21 protein-coding genes and 1 tRNA gene are annotated in these 18,636 nt (G+C 67.1%); 6 read left to right on the top strand and 16 right to left on the bottom strand.

Annotated features, from left to right (window positions below):
* Positions 1–4 precede the first annotated feature (4 nt).
* From MicroSTF_RS01330 to dusB, 7 genes are all read right to left on the bottom strand, one after another.
* Entirely contained in the window at positions 5–1,237 is a 1,233-nt protein-coding gene (locus MicroSTF_RS01330) for a tyrosine-type recombinase/integrase (protein WP_288967741.1), read from the bottom strand.
* The gene (locus MicroSTF_RS01325) at positions 1,230–1,460 is read right to left on the bottom strand and encodes a helix-turn-helix transcriptional regulator (RefSeq protein WP_167540717.1); all 231 of its coding nucleotides are present in this window, start codon (positions 1,458–1,460) and stop codon (positions 1,230–1,232) included. Before MicroSTF_RS01325 ends, MicroSTF_RS01330 begins: the two co-directional genes overlap by 8 nt.
* A 203-nt stretch (positions 1,461–1,663) precedes the next feature.
* Positions 1,664–1,739: transfer RNA gene (locus MicroSTF_RS01320), tRNA-Asn, on the bottom strand.
* 97 nt (positions 1,740–1,836) lie between these two features.
* Positions 1,837–2,610 carry an ATP-binding cassette domain-containing protein gene (locus MicroSTF_RS01315; protein ID WP_029265019.1) on the bottom strand — a complete coding sequence of 258 codons (774 nt, stop codon included), beginning with the start codon at positions 2,608–2,610 and terminating at the stop codon, positions 1,837–1,839.
* 36 nt (positions 2,611–2,646) lie between these two features.
* On the bottom strand, positions 2,647–4,506 hold the full coding sequence (gene dnaG, locus MicroSTF_RS01310) for a DNA primase (RefSeq protein ID WP_029260226.1): 1,860 nt from the start codon (positions 4,504–4,506) through the stop codon (positions 2,647–2,649).
* Entirely contained in the window at positions 4,506–5,891 is a 1,386-nt protein-coding gene (locus MicroSTF_RS01305; protein ID WP_322953038.1) for a deoxyguanosinetriphosphate triphosphohydrolase, read from the bottom strand. Before MicroSTF_RS01305 ends, dnaG begins: the two co-directional genes overlap by 1 nt.
* Entirely contained in the window at positions 5,881–7,035 is a 1,155-nt protein-coding gene (gene dusB, locus MicroSTF_RS01300) for a tRNA dihydrouridine synthase DusB (RefSeq protein ID WP_021198588.1), read from the bottom strand. The genes MicroSTF_RS01305 and dusB overlap by 11 nt, the downstream gene beginning before the upstream one ends.
* A gap of 59 nt (positions 7,036–7,094) precedes the next feature.
* Between dusB and MicroSTF_RS01295 the strand changes: the two genes are divergently transcribed.
* Positions 7,095–7,589, top strand: coding sequence for a glutathione peroxidase (locus MicroSTF_RS01295; protein ID WP_021198587.1), 495 nt, complete (start codon positions 7,095–7,097; stop codon positions 7,587–7,589).
* 21 nt (positions 7,590–7,610) lie between these two features.
* Here the strand turns inward: MicroSTF_RS01295 and MicroSTF_RS01290 are convergent, their stop codons facing one another.
* Entirely contained in the window at positions 7,611–8,297 is a 687-nt protein-coding gene (locus MicroSTF_RS01290) for a DsbA family oxidoreductase (RefSeq protein WP_021198586.1), read from the bottom strand.
* 69 nt (positions 8,298–8,366) lie between these two features.
* On the opposite strand from MicroSTF_RS01290, the gene MicroSTF_RS01285 reads away from it, so the two are divergent.
* The gene (locus tag MicroSTF_RS01285; RefSeq protein ID WP_322953034.1) at positions 8,367–8,978 is read left to right on the top strand and encodes an AAA family ATPase; all 612 of its coding nucleotides are present in this window, start codon (positions 8,367–8,369) and stop codon (positions 8,976–8,978) included.
* On the opposite strand, the gene MicroSTF_RS01280 is transcribed toward MicroSTF_RS01285, so the two are convergent.
* Both MicroSTF_RS01280 and recO read right to left on the bottom strand, forming a co-directional pair.
* Complete coding sequence (locus tag MicroSTF_RS01280; protein ID WP_021198584.1) at positions 8,918–9,721, bottom strand: isoprenyl transferase; 804 nt, start codon at positions 9,719–9,721, stop codon at positions 8,918–8,920. The two genes, MicroSTF_RS01285 and MicroSTF_RS01280, sit on opposite strands and share 61 nt — an antisense overlap.
* On the bottom strand, positions 9,718–10,461 hold the full coding sequence (recO, locus tag MicroSTF_RS01275) for a DNA repair protein RecO (RefSeq protein WP_021198583.1): 744 nt from the start codon (positions 10,459–10,461) through the stop codon (positions 9,718–9,720). The genes MicroSTF_RS01280 and recO overlap by 4 nt, the downstream gene beginning before the upstream one ends.
* 34 nt (positions 10,462–10,495) lie before the next feature.
* Between recO and MicroSTF_RS01270 the strand changes: the two genes are divergently transcribed.
* Positions 10,496–11,194 carry a trimeric intracellular cation channel family protein gene (locus MicroSTF_RS01270; RefSeq protein ID WP_021198582.1) on the top strand — a complete coding sequence of 233 codons (699 nt, stop codon included), beginning with the start codon at positions 10,496–10,498 and terminating at the stop codon, positions 11,192–11,194.
* A 19-nt stretch (positions 11,195–11,213) separates the two neighbouring features.
* Here the strand turns inward: MicroSTF_RS01270 and MicroSTF_RS01265 are convergent, their stop codons facing one another.
* On the bottom strand, positions 11,214–11,948 hold the full coding sequence (locus MicroSTF_RS01265) for a TetR/AcrR family transcriptional regulator C-terminal domain-containing protein (protein WP_322953029.1): 735 nt from the start codon (positions 11,946–11,948) through the stop codon (positions 11,214–11,216).
* A 67-nt stretch (positions 11,949–12,015) separates the two neighbouring features.
* On the opposite strand from MicroSTF_RS01265, the gene MicroSTF_RS01260 reads away from it, so the two are divergent.
* The gene (locus tag MicroSTF_RS01260) at positions 12,016–12,396 is read left to right on the top strand and encodes a VOC family protein (RefSeq protein ID WP_029260223.1); all 381 of its coding nucleotides are present in this window, start codon (positions 12,016–12,018) and stop codon (positions 12,394–12,396) included.
* An 81-nt stretch (positions 12,397–12,477) separates the two neighbouring features.
* Here the strand turns inward: MicroSTF_RS01260 and leuA are convergent, their stop codons facing one another.
* Positions 12,478–14,232 (bottom strand): 2-isopropylmalate synthase, encoded by a 1,755-nt coding sequence (gene leuA, locus MicroSTF_RS01255; RefSeq protein ID WP_029260222.1) that lies wholly within the window; start codon positions 14,230–14,232, stop codon positions 12,478–12,480.
* A 193-nt stretch (positions 14,233–14,425) separates the two neighbouring features.
* Here leuA and MicroSTF_RS01250 point away from each other — a divergent pair, with 193 nt between their 5' ends.
* Positions 14,426–15,073 (top strand): hypothetical protein, encoded by a 648-nt coding sequence (locus MicroSTF_RS01250; protein WP_322953024.1) that lies wholly within the window; start codon positions 14,426–14,428, stop codon positions 15,071–15,073.
* Between the two features lie 56 nt (positions 15,074–15,129).
* On the top strand, positions 15,130–15,630 hold the full coding sequence (locus MicroSTF_RS01245) for a hypothetical protein (protein WP_322953023.1): 501 nt from the start codon (positions 15,130–15,132) through the stop codon (positions 15,628–15,630).
* Between the two features lie 52 nt (positions 15,631–15,682).
* Here MicroSTF_RS01245 and MicroSTF_RS01240 read toward each other — a convergent pair whose 3' ends face one another.
* From MicroSTF_RS01240 to MicroSTF_RS01225, 4 genes are read right to left on the bottom strand one after another with little or no spacing between them, the layout of a single operon-like run.
* Positions 15,683–16,639, bottom strand: a complete 957-nt coding sequence (locus MicroSTF_RS01240; protein WP_416338457.1) for a quinone oxidoreductase family protein — start codon at positions 16,637–16,639, stop codon at positions 15,683–15,685.
* A 15-nt stretch (positions 16,640–16,654) separates the two neighbouring features.
* The gene (locus MicroSTF_RS01235; RefSeq protein ID WP_029260218.1) at positions 16,655–17,128 is read right to left on the bottom strand and encodes a hypothetical protein; all 474 of its coding nucleotides are present in this window, start codon (positions 17,126–17,128) and stop codon (positions 16,655–16,657) included.
* Positions 17,125–18,105 (bottom strand): hypothetical protein, encoded by a 981-nt coding sequence (locus MicroSTF_RS01230; protein WP_029260217.1) that lies wholly within the window; start codon positions 18,103–18,105, stop codon positions 17,125–17,127. The genes MicroSTF_RS01235 and MicroSTF_RS01230 overlap by 4 nt, the downstream gene beginning before the upstream one ends.
* Positions 18,098–18,625, bottom strand: coding sequence for an RNA polymerase sigma factor (locus tag MicroSTF_RS01225; protein WP_021198573.1), 528 nt, complete (start codon positions 18,623–18,625; stop codon positions 18,098–18,100). Before MicroSTF_RS01225 ends, MicroSTF_RS01230 begins: the two co-directional genes overlap by 8 nt.
* Between the last annotated feature and the right edge of the window lie 11 nt (positions 18,626–18,636).

The following is an 18,636-nucleotide window of genomic DNA, read 5'->3' as shown; positions in this document are numbered from 1 at the left end:
ACAGCTAGATGCCGGCGTCGGTGAGCCGGGAGAAGGCGCGATCGAGGATCTGAGCCGCTTCCGGGTCGACTTCTTTGAGTTCGTGGATGTAGTGCTTCTTGGTGATGCGCGAGTCCGTGTGACCGAGCACTTTCGCGGCGAGTTCGGCTCCACCGCCTTCGTTGACCACGGAAGCGACGGTCTTCCTCAAGGAGTACGGGGTGAGGAGGTCCACGTCGATTCCGATCCGTGTGAGCAGGTCTCGGTGCTGATTGCGGAATTCACGGAAGAGGCGGTCGATATAGTTCACCGACATCGGTGTGCCCTTCTTCGTCGCTATGAGCAGCTGATCGGGGTTCGGCTTGTACGAGGCGACCAGGCGCCGCAGCACCGTGTCTGCGTACTTGGGCACGCTCATCGTGCGCTGCTGCCCACGCCCCTTCGGGTGATCCTTGCGGATGTTCTTGTGCTTCTTCGTGCGGTTCACGTTGCCGGTGACGGAGACCTTGGCTGACTCGCTCAACAGGTGGACATCGTCGAGCGACAGCCCCAGCACCTCACCGGGACGCAGCGAAGTGCCGAGCGTGATGAGGAGGAAGTCCTCCATCACGCGGACGTTGGGCTTGCTGCCGCCGAAGCGACCCGGACCTTGCTTCCCCTCCCAGTCCCTGATGAGCGCGATGATGAGCAACAGCTGGTCCTCGTCCAGCTGGATCTTCTTCCTCGGTGCGTTGTTCTTCAGCTTGGGCACGTCGTTCATCGGACTCGTGTCGATGACTCCGTTGAGCGCTGCGAAGGTGAGCATGCCGGACAGGGTCTTCCGCGTCACCGATGCGAAGCTGTAGCTGCGTTCCCGGGCAAGGCGCTGCAGCAGGTTGTGGATGAACCCCGCCGAAAGGGAGCCGATTGGCACCGCCCCGATGTACGGGAGGATGTTGTTCTTGACCCTGTTGTGGTAGGCCTCACGACTCGACTGCTCCAGCGAGTCCTCCGGCCGCAGGTCGATGTCAGCGAGCCACAACGCCGCCAGCTGCTCGGTGGTCGAGACCTTGGTGAGGGGTACGAACATCCCTGCCCAGACCTGATTCGCCTTGACCCTGACCGCGTCTTCGGCTTCCTCGAAGCTCGTGCCCCATGCCTCGAGCAGATGGAGCTCTCCGACGCCGTCACGGACGCGCGCCCGGCTTCGGTATGCCCCGCCAACCTCGCGAGTGGAGATCTTGCCGAGCTCACCCGGTGCCTTCTTCGGCCTAGGCAACGCTCTGCCCCGAGATGTAGTCGCGGATGGACTCAGCCGTCCAGCGGAGGTGCTTGCCGATCTTGATCGGCACCGGTCCCGTGTTCGTGGAGCGCCATGCCTCGACGGTCCGTGGCGAGACACCGAAGTACTCGGCGACCTGTTCCTTGGTCAGCAGAGCAGGGAGCTCGACCTTCCCGAGTGCGCCGATCCCGTTGTCTGCAGTTGCCTTCTTCTTGCCCATGCCGAGCACATACCCGGTGTCATCCAGATTCTGTGCGCGGGCGCGCGTACCAACACGTAGGCGTTGCTCGCCTCCCCCGGCCAAACCCCCGATTTGGGGGTTTTTGGTGAGTAAAAGGTGAGTTGAGCCGCGTCGACGGTTTCGGTCGTACATGGGAGAAGGCGCCCCATCCCTTGAAAATACTGGGATGTGGCGCCTTCTGTTGGCTCCCCGGCTTGGACTCGAACCAAGAACCTGCCGGTTAACAGCCGGCTGCTCTGCCAATTGAGCTACCGAGGAATGTGCACCGCTGAGCGGGCAACTCGACAAGCTTAGCAAACTCCCGGACCTGTTCACGACACCGGGGCGCCGTTCGCGGATGCCGGGCGTGTCGGGGTCAGTGGCGCGAATCCGCCTCCGCGTTCGGCACCCACAGCAGGTCCTTGCCCACGCCGCGCGCGACGACATGTCCGTTGCGGAGCATGAGCGTCTCGGCGTTCAGCTCGCGGATGAAGTCGGCGTCATTGGTGACGAGGAGAGCGGCCATCGACTGCTCCTTGCGACGACGGGTGATCGCATCGAACACGACCGGCCGCACCTCGAGGTCGAGATTCGCGAGCACCTCGTCGGCGATGAGCACCTTCGGCTCCAGGACGAACGACCGCGCGATCGCCACGCGCTGACGCATGCCCGCACTGAGCTCGTAGGGGAACTTCGCGGCTGTTCCGAGAGGAAGGTGCAGCTCGTCGAGCAGAGTGGCGACGCGGATCGAGAGCGCCTTCGTGTTCACCCGCCGCTCGCGCATGAGGATGGGCTCCGCGATCACCTCGTTCACGGTGAGTCGCGGCGGCAGATCGGCGCCGGCGCCCTGCGGTACGAATCCGGTGCGGTAGGTGAGGATCCGATGCTTGCGACCCGGGCGACGCACATCCACCCCGCACACCTCGGCGCGCCCGCCGACGACCTTGACCGAGGGATCGGTGGAACCGGCGAGAGCGGCGACCAATGTCGATTTGCCCGAACCCGTGGGGCCCGCGACGCAGATGAGTCCGCCCGGGGCAAGGGAGAAGGTGACGCCGTCGACTGCCCGAGTCGGGATCCCGTGGCCGATGCGGTCGATCACCAGATCGGAGCAATCGATCGCGTTCGTGGATACGGGCCTGCGGGACATGACTCCATCCTGCCCTCTGGGCGATGCCGGTACGCGTTACGACTCGGCGAAGCGCTGACGCTCTGCGTCGATGTCGCGCAGACGCATCCGCAGCGCGCGACCACCGTCGGAATCGGCGGGCACGCGCTGCACCGCACCGAGGAGCTCCTGCTTCTCGTGCTCGAGCTGGCGGAGCACGAGCCTGCGGGCGAGGTCGGCCACGGTGGCGACGGCCCGCTCTTCCGTCCGCTCCGGGAACGGCGTCATCAGCAGCTCCCCCGCGAGCGAGCGGTAGGGCTCGCGGACGCCGTTCACGGCCTCGGTCACCCAGCCGGCCCTGGTGCGGTCGGGAGCCGCGGCGACGGCCTCGCGCACGGCATCCAGTGCCGGGGTGCGGAACGGCGCCTCCAGAGCCCTGTTGAGGAGGGCCTGATCGACCTGATGCCCGTACTGCAGGGCTCCCATCAGCGCATCGCGTTCGACCGCGACGTCGGGGCTGCGGGGCAGGGTCGCGAGAGTGACCGGAGCGACGAGGGGAGCGCCGGTCACCGAGTCGATCTGCGGAGCCTCCCGACGCACCTGATGCGGTGCAGGTCCCCCACGAGCCGCGCGTTCGACTTCACTGCGCACCTCGGTGGGATCCATCCCGAGCCGACGCGCCAGCACACGCTCGTATCCCGGCCGGAGGAGCTGGTCACGGATCTCGGCCACGATCGGAGCGGCGGCCCGCAGAGCCCCGACCCGACCCTCGACCGTCGAGAGGTCGAAGCCACTCAGCTTGCGGTCGATCGCGAACTCGAACATCGGCTGCTTCGCGTCCATCAGTCCGCGAACCGCGGCGTCTCCGCGCTGAAGACGCAGATCGCACGGGTCGAGGCCGTCGGGCGCGACGGCGACGAAGGTCTGCGCGTTGAAACGGTCGTCCTCCGTGAAGGCACGCAGCGCGGCCTTCTGCCCCGCCTCGTCACCGTCGAACGTGAAGACGACCTCACCGGATGCGTTGTCGTCACCCATCACCCGGCGCAGCACCTTGATGTGATCGGTGCCGAAGGCCGTGCCACATGTCGCGATCGCCGTCGTGAGACCGGCGAGGTGACAGGCCATCACGTCGGTGTATCCCTCGACCACGACCACACGGCGAGGGTCGCCGCGAGCGATGTCGCGCTTGGCGAGGTCGAGTCCGTACAGCACCTGCGCCTTCTTGTAGATGGGCGTCTCCGGGGTGTTCAGGTACTTGGGTCCCTGGTCGTCGTCGAAGAGCTTGCGCGCGCCGAATCCGATGGTCTGCCCCGAGACATCCCGGATCGGCCACACCAGACGCCCGCGGAAGCGGTCGTAGACCCCGCGCTGCCCCGTGGAGACGAGACCCGCATTGCTCAGCTCCTCGCGGGTGAACCCCTGTGCGGTCAGGGCCTTGAGCATCCCGTCCCAGCCGCGCGGAGCGAAGCCGACTCCGAAATGCGCCGCAGCTCCGGCGTCGAATCCTCTCTCACCGAGAAAGCGCCGTCCGGCCTCCGCATCGGGGGTGAGCAGCTGCGCACGGAAGAACTCCGCCGCCGCGGTGTTCGCCGCGTACAGCCGGCTGCGGCCGCTCGTCTCGGGGGCTGCTCCCCCGTCTTCATAGTGCAGTGTGTACCCGATACGCCCGGCGAGACGCTCGACTGCTTCCGTGAAGCTGACGTGATCCATCTCCCGCAGGAAGGAGTAGACGTCCCCCGACTCCCCGCATCCGAAGCAGTGGTAGTACCCCACCTGCTGGCGCACATGGAAGCTCGGGCTCTTCTCATCGTGGAAAGGACACAGCCCCTTGAGCGACCCGACACCGGCCGACTTGAGAGCGACACGCTCCCCGATGATGTCGGCGATGTTCGTGCGCGCCTTCACCTCATCGACATCGGCCTGCCGGATCCGGGGCATCAGTGCGCCCTTTCGGCGACGGGCAGCCGCTCGGCGTGCGCCTGGGCTCCAGGGCGGGCGTGACGGGGAGTCCAGATCCCGACCTCGGCCGGATCGATCTCGCCGACGAGGCGGTTGTGCCAGTCGATCGCGCTCTGGTCGGTGAGGCTCGCGATCTGGTCCACCACGACTCTGGCGCGTTCGGCGTCGTTCTCCGCCGCGACGAAGTCCGCGGCGAACGCGGGCTCGAGCACATCGGACCCGGCGGACCACAGCGCGTCGGTCGACCAGAGGGCGTCGGCGAGTCTCTTCAGCACCCGCCGCTGCTCTTTGTAGACGCCCTTGCGGGCTTCGATCGTGACGATCGCCTGCCCCATGATGCCCTTGAGCACGGCGATCTCGATCTCGATCACTCGCGGGACGACGACATGGGCGTTGTAGCGGACGAGTGCTGTCGTGCCGTAGGCCTCCGTGGTCGCGGAGACCGAGGCTCGGGCGAAGCGTCCGATCAGATCGCTCGTGAGGTTCTTGAGACGGGCCAGTGCCTGGCGGGAGCGGTCGAACGACGAGAGCCACATCGGCTGCGACGCGAGGCGGTAGAGCGCATCGGCGAGTTCATCGCGAGTGAAGTCGTATCCCACCCACTGCTGGATCCGTCCGACGAGGGCGTCGTGCTGACGGGGGTCGGCGAGCTGAGCGACGTCGACATAGCCGTTCACGATGGCGTCCTCGAAGTCGTGGACCGAGTACGCGATATCGTCGGAGAGATCCATGATCTCCGCTTCGATGCAGCGGAGACGCCCCGGCGCCCCTTCGCGCATCCAACGGAAGACAGCCTCGTCCTCGGGGTACACCCCGAACTTCAGCCGACCACCCGGGTCCGGCACCGGACTGTCGACCGTCCACGGGTACTTGCACGTGGCGTCGAGGCTGGCACGGGTCAGATTCAACCCCACGGAACGGTCGTCGTCGTCGAGGACCTTCGCCTCCAGCCGCGAGAGGATGCGCAGGGACTGGGCGTTCCCCTCGAAGCCCCCGATGGGCTCTGCCCACTCGTTGAGAGCTCGTTCGCCGTTGTGACCGAAGGGAGGATGCCCCAGGTCGTGGCTCAGGCACGCCGTGTCGACGACATCCGCCGAGACGCCGAGGGCGACAGCGAGCTCGCGCCCGACCTGAGCCACCTCGAGGGAATGCGTCAGCCGGTTGCGGGCGAAATCCGCGGTGCTGGCGGGACTGAGCACCTGCGTCTTCGCGGCGAGTCGGCGCAGCGCGGCGGAGTGCAGAACACGGGCACGATCGCGAGCGAAATCGTTGCGCTCGGAACGATGGGTTTCGGCGAAGAAGCGTTCGGCGTCTCGCGCGTCGTAGCCGTCGGCGCGCAGGCCTGCCTTGGGGTCAACCGCCACTGTTCTCGATCTCCGCTCCACGCATCATCTCCGAGGTGTCGGATGCGATCTCCCGCGACTCCAACCACTTCTCCGGCAGGGCGGTGCGCTTCGGGTGTCCTGCTCGACCGCGCTGCCCCTCGGCGTCCGCACCGGGATAGGGCGCCGTGTGATCGAGCCGGCCGAGGAGGTCGTCGATCTCGGCGAGGCTGGATGCCGTGGCGAGTCCGGTGCGGATGTCGCCCCCGACCGGGTAGCCCTTGAAGTACCAGGACACGTGCTTGCGGATATCCCGGCACCCGCGGTCCTCATCCTCGAAGAACTCGACCAGCAGCTCGGCGTGGCGACGGAAGGCGTTCGCGACGAAGCCGAGTGTCGCATCGACGGTCTTCCCCTCCCCACCGAAGGCCGTGGCCAGCTCGCCGAACAGCCACGGGCGTCCGAGGCAGCCACGCCCGACCACGACACCGTCGCAGTCGGTCTGCGCCATCATGCGCACGGCGTCGTCGGCCGACCAGATGTCGCCGTTGCCGAGCACCGGGATGCTCGTGACCGCCTGCTTCAGCTCGCCGATCGCGTTCCAGTCCGCGAACCCCGAGTAGAACTCGCCAGCGGTCCTGGCGTGCAGCGCGACCGCGGCCGCCCCCGCATCTTCAGCCGCTCGCCCTGCATCGAGGAAGGTGAGGTGGTCTTTATCGATGCCCTTGCGCATCTTCACCGTGAGAGGGATGTCGCCTGCGGCTTTCACCGCCTGGTCGACGATGTCGGCGAACAGCTTCGACTTCCACGGCAGCGCCGCTCCCCCGCCGCGGCGTGTGACCTTCGGCACCGGGCACCCGAAGTTGAGGTCGATGTGGTCGGCGTGGTCCTCGGCGACGATGATGCGGACGGCCTCGGCGATGGTCTTCGGGTCGACGCCGTACAGCTGGATGGACCGCGGCGTCTCCGACTCGTGGTGGCGGATCAGTCGCATGGTGGTCTCGTTGCGCTCGACGAGAGCGCGCGAGGTGATCATCTCGCTGACGTACAGCCCGGCGCCGTACTCACGACACAGTCGCCGGAAGGCGGTGTTGGTGATCCCCGCCATGGGTGCGAGGACGACCGGCACGTCGAGATCGATCGGACCGATGCGAAGGGGGCGGGCAGGTGCGGTGGCGAGAGTCATGTCCCCTCTATTCTCCCAGACGCGGAGCCCACGGGGATGCGGCGATCTAAGCTGTGAATATGACCGAATCCGCGCTCCGCACGATCCCGTTCACCGACGCGAAGGGCGAGGAGAAGACGCTCGACGATCTCGGTGCCGACGTGGTGCTGGTCGTGAACGTCGCCTCCAAGTGCGGCCTGACGCCGCAGTACGAGCAGCTCGAGGAGCTGCAGCGTCTGTACGGCGACCGCGGGTTCACGGTCGTCGGCTTCCCGTGCAACCAGTTCTTCGGCCAGGAGCCCGGCTCGGTGGACGACATCCTCGAGTTCTGCTCGACGACGTACGGCGTCACGTTCCCGGTCAACGACAAGGTCAAGGTGAACGGCAAGAACGCCGCGGAGCTCTACAAGGCACTCAAGGAGACCCCGGACGCCGGCGGAAAAGCCGGACGGGTCGAGTGGAACTTCGAGAAGTTCCTCGTGCTGCCGGATGGGGACGTCCTGCGCTTCCGCCCGAAGCAGAAGCCGGACGCCCCCGAGATCGTCAGCGCCATCGAAGCCGCGCTGACCCGCTAGATCGAGCCGAGCGTCGGACGGTCAGACGGCTGCCGTCTCCGTCTCGGCTTCTCCGCGCTTCGACCAGAGGTCGCGGAGGACGTTCTCGAACGCCGCCGGTGGCTGCGCCCCGCTGATGCCGTACTGGCCGTCGACGACGAAGAACGGCACACCCTGGATGCCGTAGGCGCGGGCCTGGGCCTGATCCTGACGAACCGCCGGCAGGTACTGCTCGCTCTCGAGCGCCGCGCGAGCGCGATCTGCGTCGAGGCCGACCTCGGTCGCGAGCTCGACCAGGTCGTCGATACGGCCGACGTGCTTGCCTTCGGTGAAGTAGGCGGACATGAGCCGCTCCTCCAGCTCGTGCTGCAGGCCCTCGGCCTTCGCGAAGTGCAGCAGCTCATGAGCCTTGACCGTGTTGGTGTGCTGCAGCAGGTCGAAGCGGTACTCGAGTCCCGCGTTCGCGGCGACACCGGTCACATTCGACAGCATCTGCTCGACCTGCTCGCGCGGCATTCCCTTGTGCCCGGCGAGGAAGTCGATCTCGTCGCCGTCGAAGTCGACGGGGGTGTCGGGCGAGAGCTCGAAGGAGTGGAAGGTGATGTTGACCTGCGGTGCGTCCTCGTCGGCGGCGACCGCTTCGAGACCCTTCTCGAGGTTGCGCTTGCCGATGTAGCACCAGGGGCAGGCGATGTCGGACCAGATGTCGATGGAGATGGGTTCAGTCACACTCTCATGCAACCGCATGCGCCTATGAGCTATTCCGAGGCAGCCACAGCTCGCGGGTAGGCTTCTCGGATGCTCTCCGCCGACGACCCGCTGCCGCTCCGGCCGGAGCGGGTTCTGGTGGCGGGCGTCTCCGGCTCGGGGAAGACGACCCTGTCGCGGCGTATCGGCACGATGTGGAGCCTGCGCCACGTCGAGATCGACGGTCTGTTCCACGGACCGAACTGGGCTCCTCGCCCCGAGTTCCTCGACGACGTGCGCGCCTTCGCGTCCGACGACCGTTGGGTCACCGAGTGGCAGTACACGAGCAAGGGCACGGATGCGATCCTCACGCCGCGCGCGCAGCTCGCCGTCTGGCTGGACTATCCCCACCGCGTCGTGCGCGCCCGTCTGATCCGGCGCACGCTCGCCCGCGGCATCCTGCGACTCGAGCTCTGGAACGGGAACCGCGAGAAGGGACCGTGGAACCTGCTGAACCGCGATCCCGAGGAGAACATCCTCGCGTGGCAGACGGCGACGCTCCACAAATGGAGCGAGCGGTTTCCGGCCCTGCAGGAACACTTCCCCCACCTCGTCGTCGTGAGGCTGCGCCATCCGCGGGAAGCCGAGAGGTGGCTCCGGGCTCAGGCCGAGGCCTCCGGCGTGTCGATCGCGCCGCCGAAACGACGATCGCGCGACAGGTAGATACCGATGGCGCGCCACAGCTCCTCACGCGAGAAATCGGGCCAGAGGGTGTCGAGGAACACCATCTCGGCGTAGGCCGACTCCCACAACAGGAAGTTCGAGGTGCGTTGCTCCCCCGAGCTGCGCAGGAACAGGTCGACGTCCGGCATGTCGGGCACATACAGGTTCCGGCGGATCATCTTCTCGGTGATCGCCTTCGGCTTCACCCGCCCGGCGGCGACATCCTCGGCGATCGCCCGCATCGCATCGACGAGCTCCACCCTGCCGCCGTAGTTCACACACATGGTGAGGGTGAGCACGTCGTTGCCACGAGTGAGCTGCTCGGCGTGCTGGAGCTCCTTGATGACGCTTCCCCACAGACGCGGCTTGCGTCCGGCCCAGCGGATCCGCACGCCCCATTCGTTGAGCTGATCACGGCGTCGGTGCAGCACGTCGCGGTTGTATCCCATCAGGAAGCGGACCTCCTCGGGAGAGCGCGCCCAGTTCTCGGTCGAGAACGCGTACACGGAGAGATGCTTCACCCCGGCCTGGATCGCGCCGGCGACCACATCGAGAAGCACCTCCTCCCCTGCCTTGTGACCTTCGATCCGGTTGAGACCCCGGCGGTTGGCCCAGCGGCCGTTGCCGTCCATGACGATCGCCACGTGCTCCGGCACGGCCCGGAACGCAGGGGGATGCACGCCGGTCCAGTCCAGCGGGCGATAGGCCACGGCGTCCTTGTGCGTATACGGCTTCGGGCTCACCGTTCTCCTTCCGAAGGGATGTCGGACACGTGGGCGAGGGAGCGGATCCCGCGTTCCAGATGCCATTGAGCGTAGGCGGAGACCAGGCCGGACGCAGCGGCCGTGTCGGCGGGCGAAGACCCGTCGATGACGTCCCACTCGCCGGCGATCAGCGCCCGGAGCAGCGCCAGGGTCTTCTCGGCGACGCGGGGGCTCCCGGCAGGGGCGCAGTTCTGGCAGACCAGTCCGCCCAGCTGCGCGACGAACCGGGAGTGCGGACCCGGAGTGCCGCAGCGCGCGCATTCGTCGAGGGAGGGCGCCCATCCGGAGAGGGACATCACCCGCAGCAGATACGAGTCGAGGATGCTGCGGGCGACATGCTCTCCGCGGGACAGCGCACGCAGCCCGCCGACGAGGAGCAGGTACTGGTCGGGCGTCGCCTCCGAGTCGCTCAGGCGATCGGCCGTCTCGACCATCGCGTTGGCCGCCGTGAACCGGTCGTAGTGCGCGGCGATGTCCGTTCCGTAGGAACCGAGCGACTCGGCCTGCTGCACGATGTCGAGCGAGCGGCCTTGATACAGCTGCACGTCGGCGACCATGAACGGCTCGAGTCTGGCCCCGAACTTCGACGAGGTCCGGCGCACGCCCTTCGCGACCGCGCGAACCTTGCCATGACGCCGCGAGAGCATGATGACGATGCGATCCGCCTCACCGAGCTTGTGGGTGCGCAGGATCACCGCTTCGTCTCGATAGGTGGGCACCCTCCGATTATCCTCCGTGCGCGAGAATGGAGGCGTGACCGAACCGCTCTTCACCATTCCGCTGTGGGCGGACCTCCTCGGCGTCGGCCTCGGTGGCGTCCAGGGCGCGATGTTCGCATCGGGGTTCCAGGGGCAGCGTCGACTCGACTGGCTCGGCGTCTCGATCATCGGCATCATGATCGGGATGGGTGGCGGTCTCATCCGCGACATCCTGCTGGGACAGACGCCCGCCACCCTGCAGAATCAGTGGTATCTGGTCACCGCCGGCGGGGCGGCCCTGCTCGGCATGCTGCTCGCGGGCCTCTTCACCCGGCTGAACACCGTGATCGTGGTCCTCGATGCCGTGGTGATCGGCATGTTCGGCGCCTTCGGGACGAGCAAGGCCCTCGCATTCGGGATCCCCGAAGTCCCGGCGGTCTTCATCGGCGTCTGCGCCGCGGTCGGTGGCAGCGTGCTCCGCGACATGCTCATGGGGCTTCCGACCGCGATCATGCACGTCGGTTCGCTCTACGCGGTCGCCGCGGGGGCAGGATGCACCTTTATCGTGATCGCCGTCGCCCTCGGAATGCCGATCACTCTCGCGGCGGTCATCGGCATCGCCGTCACCGCCGTCATCCGGGTCCTCGCCGTCACGTTCGACGTCTCCCTGCCCGAGCAGCGGCGCATCTACCGCCGCAAGGTGGCCGCAGAGACCGGCGCGATCGCGATCGTCAAGCCCAGCGCCGACCTCTGAGAACCAGCACGACACGCTCTCAGCGCGGCGAGGAATCCGAGACGATGCCGGCGAGCCCGTCGATCACCCGTGCCACACCGAAGTCCCATGCGACGTCGGCGTCGTAGGGGCCGTCCATCGCTTCGCCGGCTGCTTGACCGACCGCCTGAGCAAGGGGGAAGTCCGCGCCGAGATATCCCGTCACGCGCGGCGCGGCATCGGCCCAGAACGGCCCGAAGCGCTCCCGCTCTGCACTCCCGCGCATTCTCGCCGCCGTCGCCCTCACGAAGTCGAGGACGAAGGACAACGCCGCGTCACGCTCGACAGCAGACAGTCCGGCGTCATCGAATGCCCGCAACTCGCGGTCGTACTTCGCTATCGTTCCCGGACCCACGACGACTCGAGCATCATCGACGTCCAGCAACCACGCATGGGCGCGGAACAGGGCGAGATTCTCATCGACCACGCGACGCACGCGGGCTCGCCACCCCGCTCCGTCCGCCGGCGACGTCACCATCCTCGCGTGCGCCTCGTCGACCATCAGGACGAGCAGGTCCGCCCGACTGTTGACGTGCGTGTAGACGGACATCGCCGTGAGGTCGAGCGACTGCGCCAGCGCACGGATCGTCACCGCCTCGGCCCCACCGGCGTCCGCGAGTTCGATCGCCCCGGACACCACGGCGTCGACGGATACGCGAGAACGCGGCCCGCGACGCCCGTCCGCTCGCTCGGACGCGTCCTTGCGCCAGAGCAGGTCCACGAGATTCTTGGCCATTTCGGAATACCCTCCCGCGTCGACAACTTAACTCTGTACGTTGTACGTAGTTTATGACAGGAGAACCGTGAACATCACTCAGACCGCCATCTCGCTCAACGTTCCCGACGTCGCCGCCTCGGCGTCCTTCGCCAAGACCCACTTCGGCTTCGAGGAGGCGATGTCCGCCGAGGGATTCGTCTCCCTGCAGCACCCGGACTCGCCACCGAACATCATCTTCCTCGAGACCGGACTGAGCACGTTCCGCCCGCAGGAGATCTCCGGCTCCGCAGGGGAAGGCACCCTGGTCGTGTTCGTCGTCGACGACATCGACCGGGAGTTCGCGCGCATCTCCGACGCCGGAGCGCGGGTCATCACTCCCCCGGAGACCGAGCCGTGGGGTGAGCGCTACTGCCAGTTCGCCGATCCGAACGGTCTCGTCTGGCAGCTGGTGCAATGGGTCGCATAGCCCCCTGACCAGAGGTGCACACACAGACGACGGCGGCCGGGATCCTCGGGGATTCCGGCCGCCGTCGTCGAGACGCATCGATCAGACCGCCGCGAGCTCCTGCTGACGCGTGCGGATCGAACGGTTCACACCCGACACGATCGCCTTGAGGGACGCGGTCGAGATGTCGCCGTCGATGCCGACGCCCCACAGACGCTGATCGCCGACCTGCAGCTCGACGTAGGCTGCCGCCTGCGCGTCGCCACCGGCGCTGAGCGCATGCTCGACGTAGTCGTACACCGTGATGTCGAAGCCCTGCCCACGCAGCACCTCGACGAAAGCGGCGACAGGCCCGTTGCCGTTGCCGGTGACGGACACCTGCTGATCGTCGTCGCGCAGGACCACGTCGAGGGCGACGTCGCCGGACATGTCACTGCGGGTCTGCGTGGCGAGGAGCTCGAAGCGTCCCCACTTCGCCGCCGTGTCGACCGCCGGAAGGTACTCGTCGTTGAAGATCGACCAGATCTGCTCGCTCGTGACCTCTCCACCCTCGGCATCCGTCTTCGCCTGCACGACGCCCGAGAACTCGATCTGGAGCTTGCGGGGCAGATCGATCGCGTGGTCGGCCTTCAGCAGGTAGGCGACACCGCCCTTGCCGGACTGCGAATTCACGCGGATGACGGCCTCGTAGGAGCGACCGAGGTCCTTCGGGTCGACGGGCAGGTACGGTACGGCCCACTCGATGTCGTCGACCGTCACACCCTCGGCCTCGGCACGCACGGCCATGGCTTCGAAGCCCTTCTTGATCGCGTCCTGATGCGATCCGCTGAAAGCGGTGAAGACGAGGTCGCCCGCCCACGGGCTGCGCTCCGGCACCGGCAGCTGGTTGCAGTACTCGACCGTGCGCTTGACCTGGTCGATGTCGCTGAAGTCGATCTGCGGGTCGATACCCTGCGTGAAGAGGTTGATGCCCAGCGCGACGATATCGACGTTGCCCGTGCGCTCGCCGTTGCCGAACAGGCATCCCTCGATGCGATCGGCGCCGGCCATGTAGCCGAGCTCAGCCGCTGCGATCGCGGTACCGCGGTCGTTGTGCGGGTGCAGCGACAGGATCACGTTCTCGCGGTGCGCGAGGTGACGGCTCATCCACTCGATCGAATCGGCGTAGACATTGGGCGAGGCCATCTCGACCGTGGCGGGTAGGTTGATGATCACCTTGCGGTCGGGAGTGGGCTCGAAGACCTCGATCACCTGGTTGCAGATGTCGACGGCGAACTCGAGCTCCGTGCCGGTGTAGCTCTCGGGCGAGTACTCGTAGTAGACCTTCGTGTCGGGGATGGTCTTCTCGAACTGCCGGCACAGGCGCGCCCCCTCGAGCGCGATGTCGATGATGCCCTGTTTGTCAGTGCGGAAGACGACCTCGCGCTGCAGCACGCTCGTCGAGTTGTACAGGTGAACGATGGCCTGCTTGGCGCCGGCGATCGACTCATAGGTGCGCGCGATGAGGTGCTCACGCGCCTGCGTCAGCACCTGGATGGTGACGTCGTCCGGGATCAGGTCCTCTTCGATGAGCTGACGGACGAAGTCGAAGTCGGTCTGGCTCGCCGAGGGGAAGCCGACCTCGATCTCCTTGTACCCCATGCTGACGAGCAGCTCGAACATCACGCGCTTGCGCTCGGGCGACATCGGGTCGATCAGGGCCTGGTTGCCGTCACGGAGGTCGACCGCGCACCAACGGGGCGCCTTGGTGATGCGGGCGTCGGGCCAGGTGCGGTCAGGCAGGTGGACGTTGATCTGCTCGTGGAACGGCCGGTACTTGTGGATCGGCATAGCGGACGGGCGCTGAGTGTTCTGCATGATGGGGCTTCTTCTCTTCGTCAAGATGAACGGGCCAACACAAGCGCCGCGACGAGGAAGGCCCTAGCTTTAGGACTCGTCGCGGCAGCTAAGAAGAAGCAGACCGCCGAAAGGCATGAGGTCATGCTAGCAGGGATGCGATCGCGGTACCGACGTGTCTGAGACGATCCGGATCCCACCGACGCTCGTCGGTATGAGCACATCGCAGCGTCGCCTGTCCATCGCCGCCGCCTCAGGCGTCGCCCTCCTGTTCCTGAGCGCATGCACGACGGGCCCCGGCACCTCGCCGGCTCCGACGAGCACGACGGCGTCGTCCGAGCAGCGCATCGAGGACGCCCGGCCCGATCTCCCCGAAGGGCGCGTGATCGGGGTGGGTACGGTGCTGGACGTGGGTGGCGACGTGCAGCTGTGCATGGGAGCGATCATGGAGTCGTCTCCTCCGCAATGCTACGGCGTCCCCGTCGACGGCTGGTCCTGGGACGACGTGGAGGGTCGCGAGTCCAGCGGGGAGACGACGTGGGGTGCATACGCCGTGTATGCCACCTACGACGGCGAGCGACTCACGAACACCGATCCGCCGATCATGCTCGCACTCTTCGACCCGATCGCCCCGGAGGATCCGACGGACGGTGTCGACGGCACGACGCCGCCTGGAGAACTCAGCCGCATCCAGGACGACATCTCGGCCCGCCTCGGGGATGAGGCGGTCACGCTCCGCACCGATCGCGGTTACGTGTGGCTCGATGTCGTCTGGGATGACGGGACGATCCAGGATGCCGCGGACGCGGAGTACGGAGACGGTGTCGTGATCGTGACGTCCGCGCTCCGGGAGATCGACTGAGCGCCCGCCGTCGTGTGCGATCATTTCCACATGCATAGACCTCCGGTCGCGATGCGATGAGAATCGAGTTGCTCATCGGCGGGTTCGCCATCCTCATCGGCATCCTCGCGTCGATCCTGTCCCGGCAGACCACCGAGCTCATCATCGCGGGGAACTACGTGATCGGATCACATCGCGGATCCGTGGCGAATGCCACGCAACGACCATGGATGACACGACTGATCGGCATCGCTTTCGTGATCGTCGGAGCAGCCCTCGTGGTGTACGGCGTCGATGACGCGCCTGGTCCCCGCCCCGCTCCTGCTGAGCAGTGGGAGCTCATCCTGCCGCTCGTGTCCTCGGGTGTTCTGGGAGCCTTCGGGCTCGGCGTCCTCGCCTCACGACGCCGCCTCACCGCCCTTGCCGCCGAACGGTTGAAGGTGAATGGTGCTGAGATCTATGAGGGCGATCAAGCGGAGAGGAGTGCCCGCACGATCGTGTTGACGTTCGGTATCTGGATCTTCGTCGTCTCCGCATTGATTTCTGCGGCCGGGATCATCTTCTACCTGCGGGCCTGAGCCGGAGGACGCTGAAGCAGCGGACACACATCGGACAGACAACGCCCCTGCACTAGGGGATCAGAGCGATCTTGCCGCCGGGATGGCCGGTGGCGAGAAGCCGATGCGCCGCCGGTGCGTCGGCCAGGGGGAAGGTGCGGGCCAGAGGGACCACGAGATCGCCGTTCTGCGCCAGCGCGACCAACTCTCCCCGCACCTCGTCGCGGAAGCGGGCGCTCTGAGGCATCGACCCGGCGATGAAGCGGATGCCGTCACCCTCCGCGCGACCCGCGGCGGCTATCGTGACGATCCGTCGACGGTCGGTGACGAGTTCGAGGGACGCGTCCACGGCTTCCCGCGTTCCCGCCGTGTCCAAGGCCGCAGCGATCGGAACATCCGCAAGGTCGCGGACTCGGCCGGAGAGCCCGGGGCCGTACTCCACAGGGACGCCCCCGAACCCTCGGACTTCGCCGAAGCGGGCTGGGCTCGCCGTTCCGATGACGCGGATGCCGCGGAGCCGCGCCTGCTGCAGCACGCTCACGCCGACGGCGCCGGACGCGCCGTGGAGAAGGATCGTCTCCCCTGGTGCCGCAGCGGTGACGGCGAGCATCTCTGCGGCCGTGGTGCCGACGAGCAGCAGATTCGCGGCCTCGGGGTGCGTGAGCGTCGACGGCTTGGCGAACACCTTCTCGGCGGGCACGGTGATCTCGGTCGCGTAGCCCCCGCGCACGCGGAAGGCGATGACCTCGTCGCCGATGTCGACGGCCCCCGAGCCTGTCCTGGTGTCCGCGCCGATGGCCGAGATCTCCCCCGAGACCTCATACCCGATCGGGACGGGCAGCTCGATGCCCGTGCGGGGAGCCGCGACATGCTTCGCGTCTGCGGGGTTCACCCCCGCGGCGCGGACACGGATCGTGACCTCGCCGGGTTCGGGAGTGCGCAGCTCATGCTCGACGAACGCCCAGGTCTCGGGCGGGCCCCACACCGGCGCGGTCCACTGCCACGCGCGGAACGGATCAGTCGAGGCCACGGTGCGCGATGCTTCTCAGAGGACGCAACGCAGGTTCGTGACGGTGCCCGATACGTTGGACCAGTTGCCCGCGTAGATGGTGGCGAGCACCGATGATCCGTTTCGCGCCTGCATGTAGCCGGAGGTCCGTGCATTCGCGGCTGACCTGGTCACGAAGCTCGCTGGCACGGCGTTGACGGTGCACGAACTGAAGCTCAGGATGCTCCCGCCGAGTGACGCGAGATTGAATGCGCAGGTCTTGCCGGTCGCGCAGCCGCCGACTGTGCGCGCGGAGATGCTGGACGCGCCGCGGATCTGCAGCTCCATGCCGAGGTCGGGCCACACCGCTCGCGTCGCATCGATGACGATGCCGCCCGGCACCTCTTCGAGCATCGCGGTGACGGCAGGATCGACCTCACGATCGCCCGGGTCTGCGGCCATCGCCGGAGTCGCTCCGAAGGCGACGAGCAGCCCGAGGACGATCGCCGCGAGAGCAGTCGAGCGCTTCATCGGAACACATCCTCCTCCACGTCCCACATCTGATACGAGATGATCGAGCCCGCAGCGAAGAGCTCGTCGGCGATCAGCACGGTGCGCTCCACTCCGACGATCCTTCCCGTGTCGCGGGACACCAGCACCACGTCGCTCACCGCCCCATCGGGCGACTGCACACGGATGCCGTCGACGGGTCGCCCCAGCCGATCCGTCGTCGTTCCGAGCGCCTGACCGCCGCCGGCCTCCTCGAGGAGGAGCAGCAGCTCGCGGTGCTGCGCATTCGTCAACGTCCATTGGCCGAGGACGGAGGTGAATGCGGTCTCCACGTCGAATGCCGTCGGGTCGTCCGGCATGCCGAACGCACGGAGCATCGCCACCATGTCGTCGTGCGTCTCGCCGGGCACAGCGGTCCAGGGAGTGGTGAAGTCCCCCGGTGCCATCACCAGATCGTTGACCACTCTTCCGCTGCTGGTGACCTCTGCAGCATTGCTCGCCGCCGCGTCCGAGGGGTCGTACGGAACACCGTCGATGGTGGTCGCACGTCCGGACCCGTCCGGTTCCCACGTGAGCGTCGAAAGCTGGGGAACGACGGTCGTGGTCTTCGAATCGACCTCGACGTTGAACCCCCAGGAGGCGGTCCTGACCGATCGCACCGGCTCACCGGGACCGGGGCTCTCGGCGAGGCTCGCTTCGGCCCCGTCGACGACCTGAGCGACAGTGACCGAGCCGTCGAACTCGAGCGGTGACGGCATCCCGGCCACCGCCGCCCCCTGCGGGGAGAGCACGGCGAAGGCCAGAGCCGTCGAGGCTGCGACCGCGGTCAGACCGGAAGCCCAGCCGAGTGCACGCCGACGGCGACGCCTCGGTGCGGTGCTCGTGCGGAGGATGCGGTCGCGAGTCGCGAGGGCCCGCGCGTCGGGCGCAGCGTCACGTGGAGTCGGTGCGGGATCGGCATCGCTCAGCATCCGTTCGAGCACGGCGTTGTCAGTCATCACCCGTCGTCCGCCCCTCCAGGCCCAGCTCCGCACACAGGCGATCCTGCGCGCGTCCCAGCGTCTTCCGCACTCGCAACTCGGAAGCGCGCAACAACTCCGCGATCTCCCCCACCGTGAGTCCGTCCCAGTACGTGAGCATGATGATACGCCTCTGACCTGGAGTGAGGACAGCCAAAGCCCGCAGGACCGCGAGGCGACTGTGCTGATCCGGTCCGCCCTCTTCGCCGGAGAGCCCCAGATGCACAGCGTCGAGCGCCCCGTAGGGCGTCGACGCCCGGCCGGAACGAGCCCGCAGCCGCCGATCCGTCGCCCGCAACAGCCAGACACGGCTCGGCGGTCGTGCAGGTCTGAGCTTGGTCCAGGCGAGCAGGAACACCTCGGAGACGATCTCGGTGACCTCGTCCTCCGCGCCGACGACGCCCTCGATGTGATGCCGCACTGCTGCCCAGTGCTCATCGAACACTCGGGTGAAGACCTCGTTGCGCAGCGGATTCGGGTCTTCGCTGCGACCACTCATGTCGCCGGGGT

Source organism: Microbacterium sp. STF-2 (genome assembly GCF_034650155.1).
In the GTDB taxonomy this organism is placed as follows: domain Bacteria; phylum Actinomycetota; class Actinomycetes; order Actinomycetales; family Microbacteriaceae; genus Microbacterium; species Microbacterium maritypicum_A.
The sequence above is the reverse complement of the archived record's forward strand: the minus strand, read 5'-3'. Positions and strand labels throughout refer to the sequence as shown.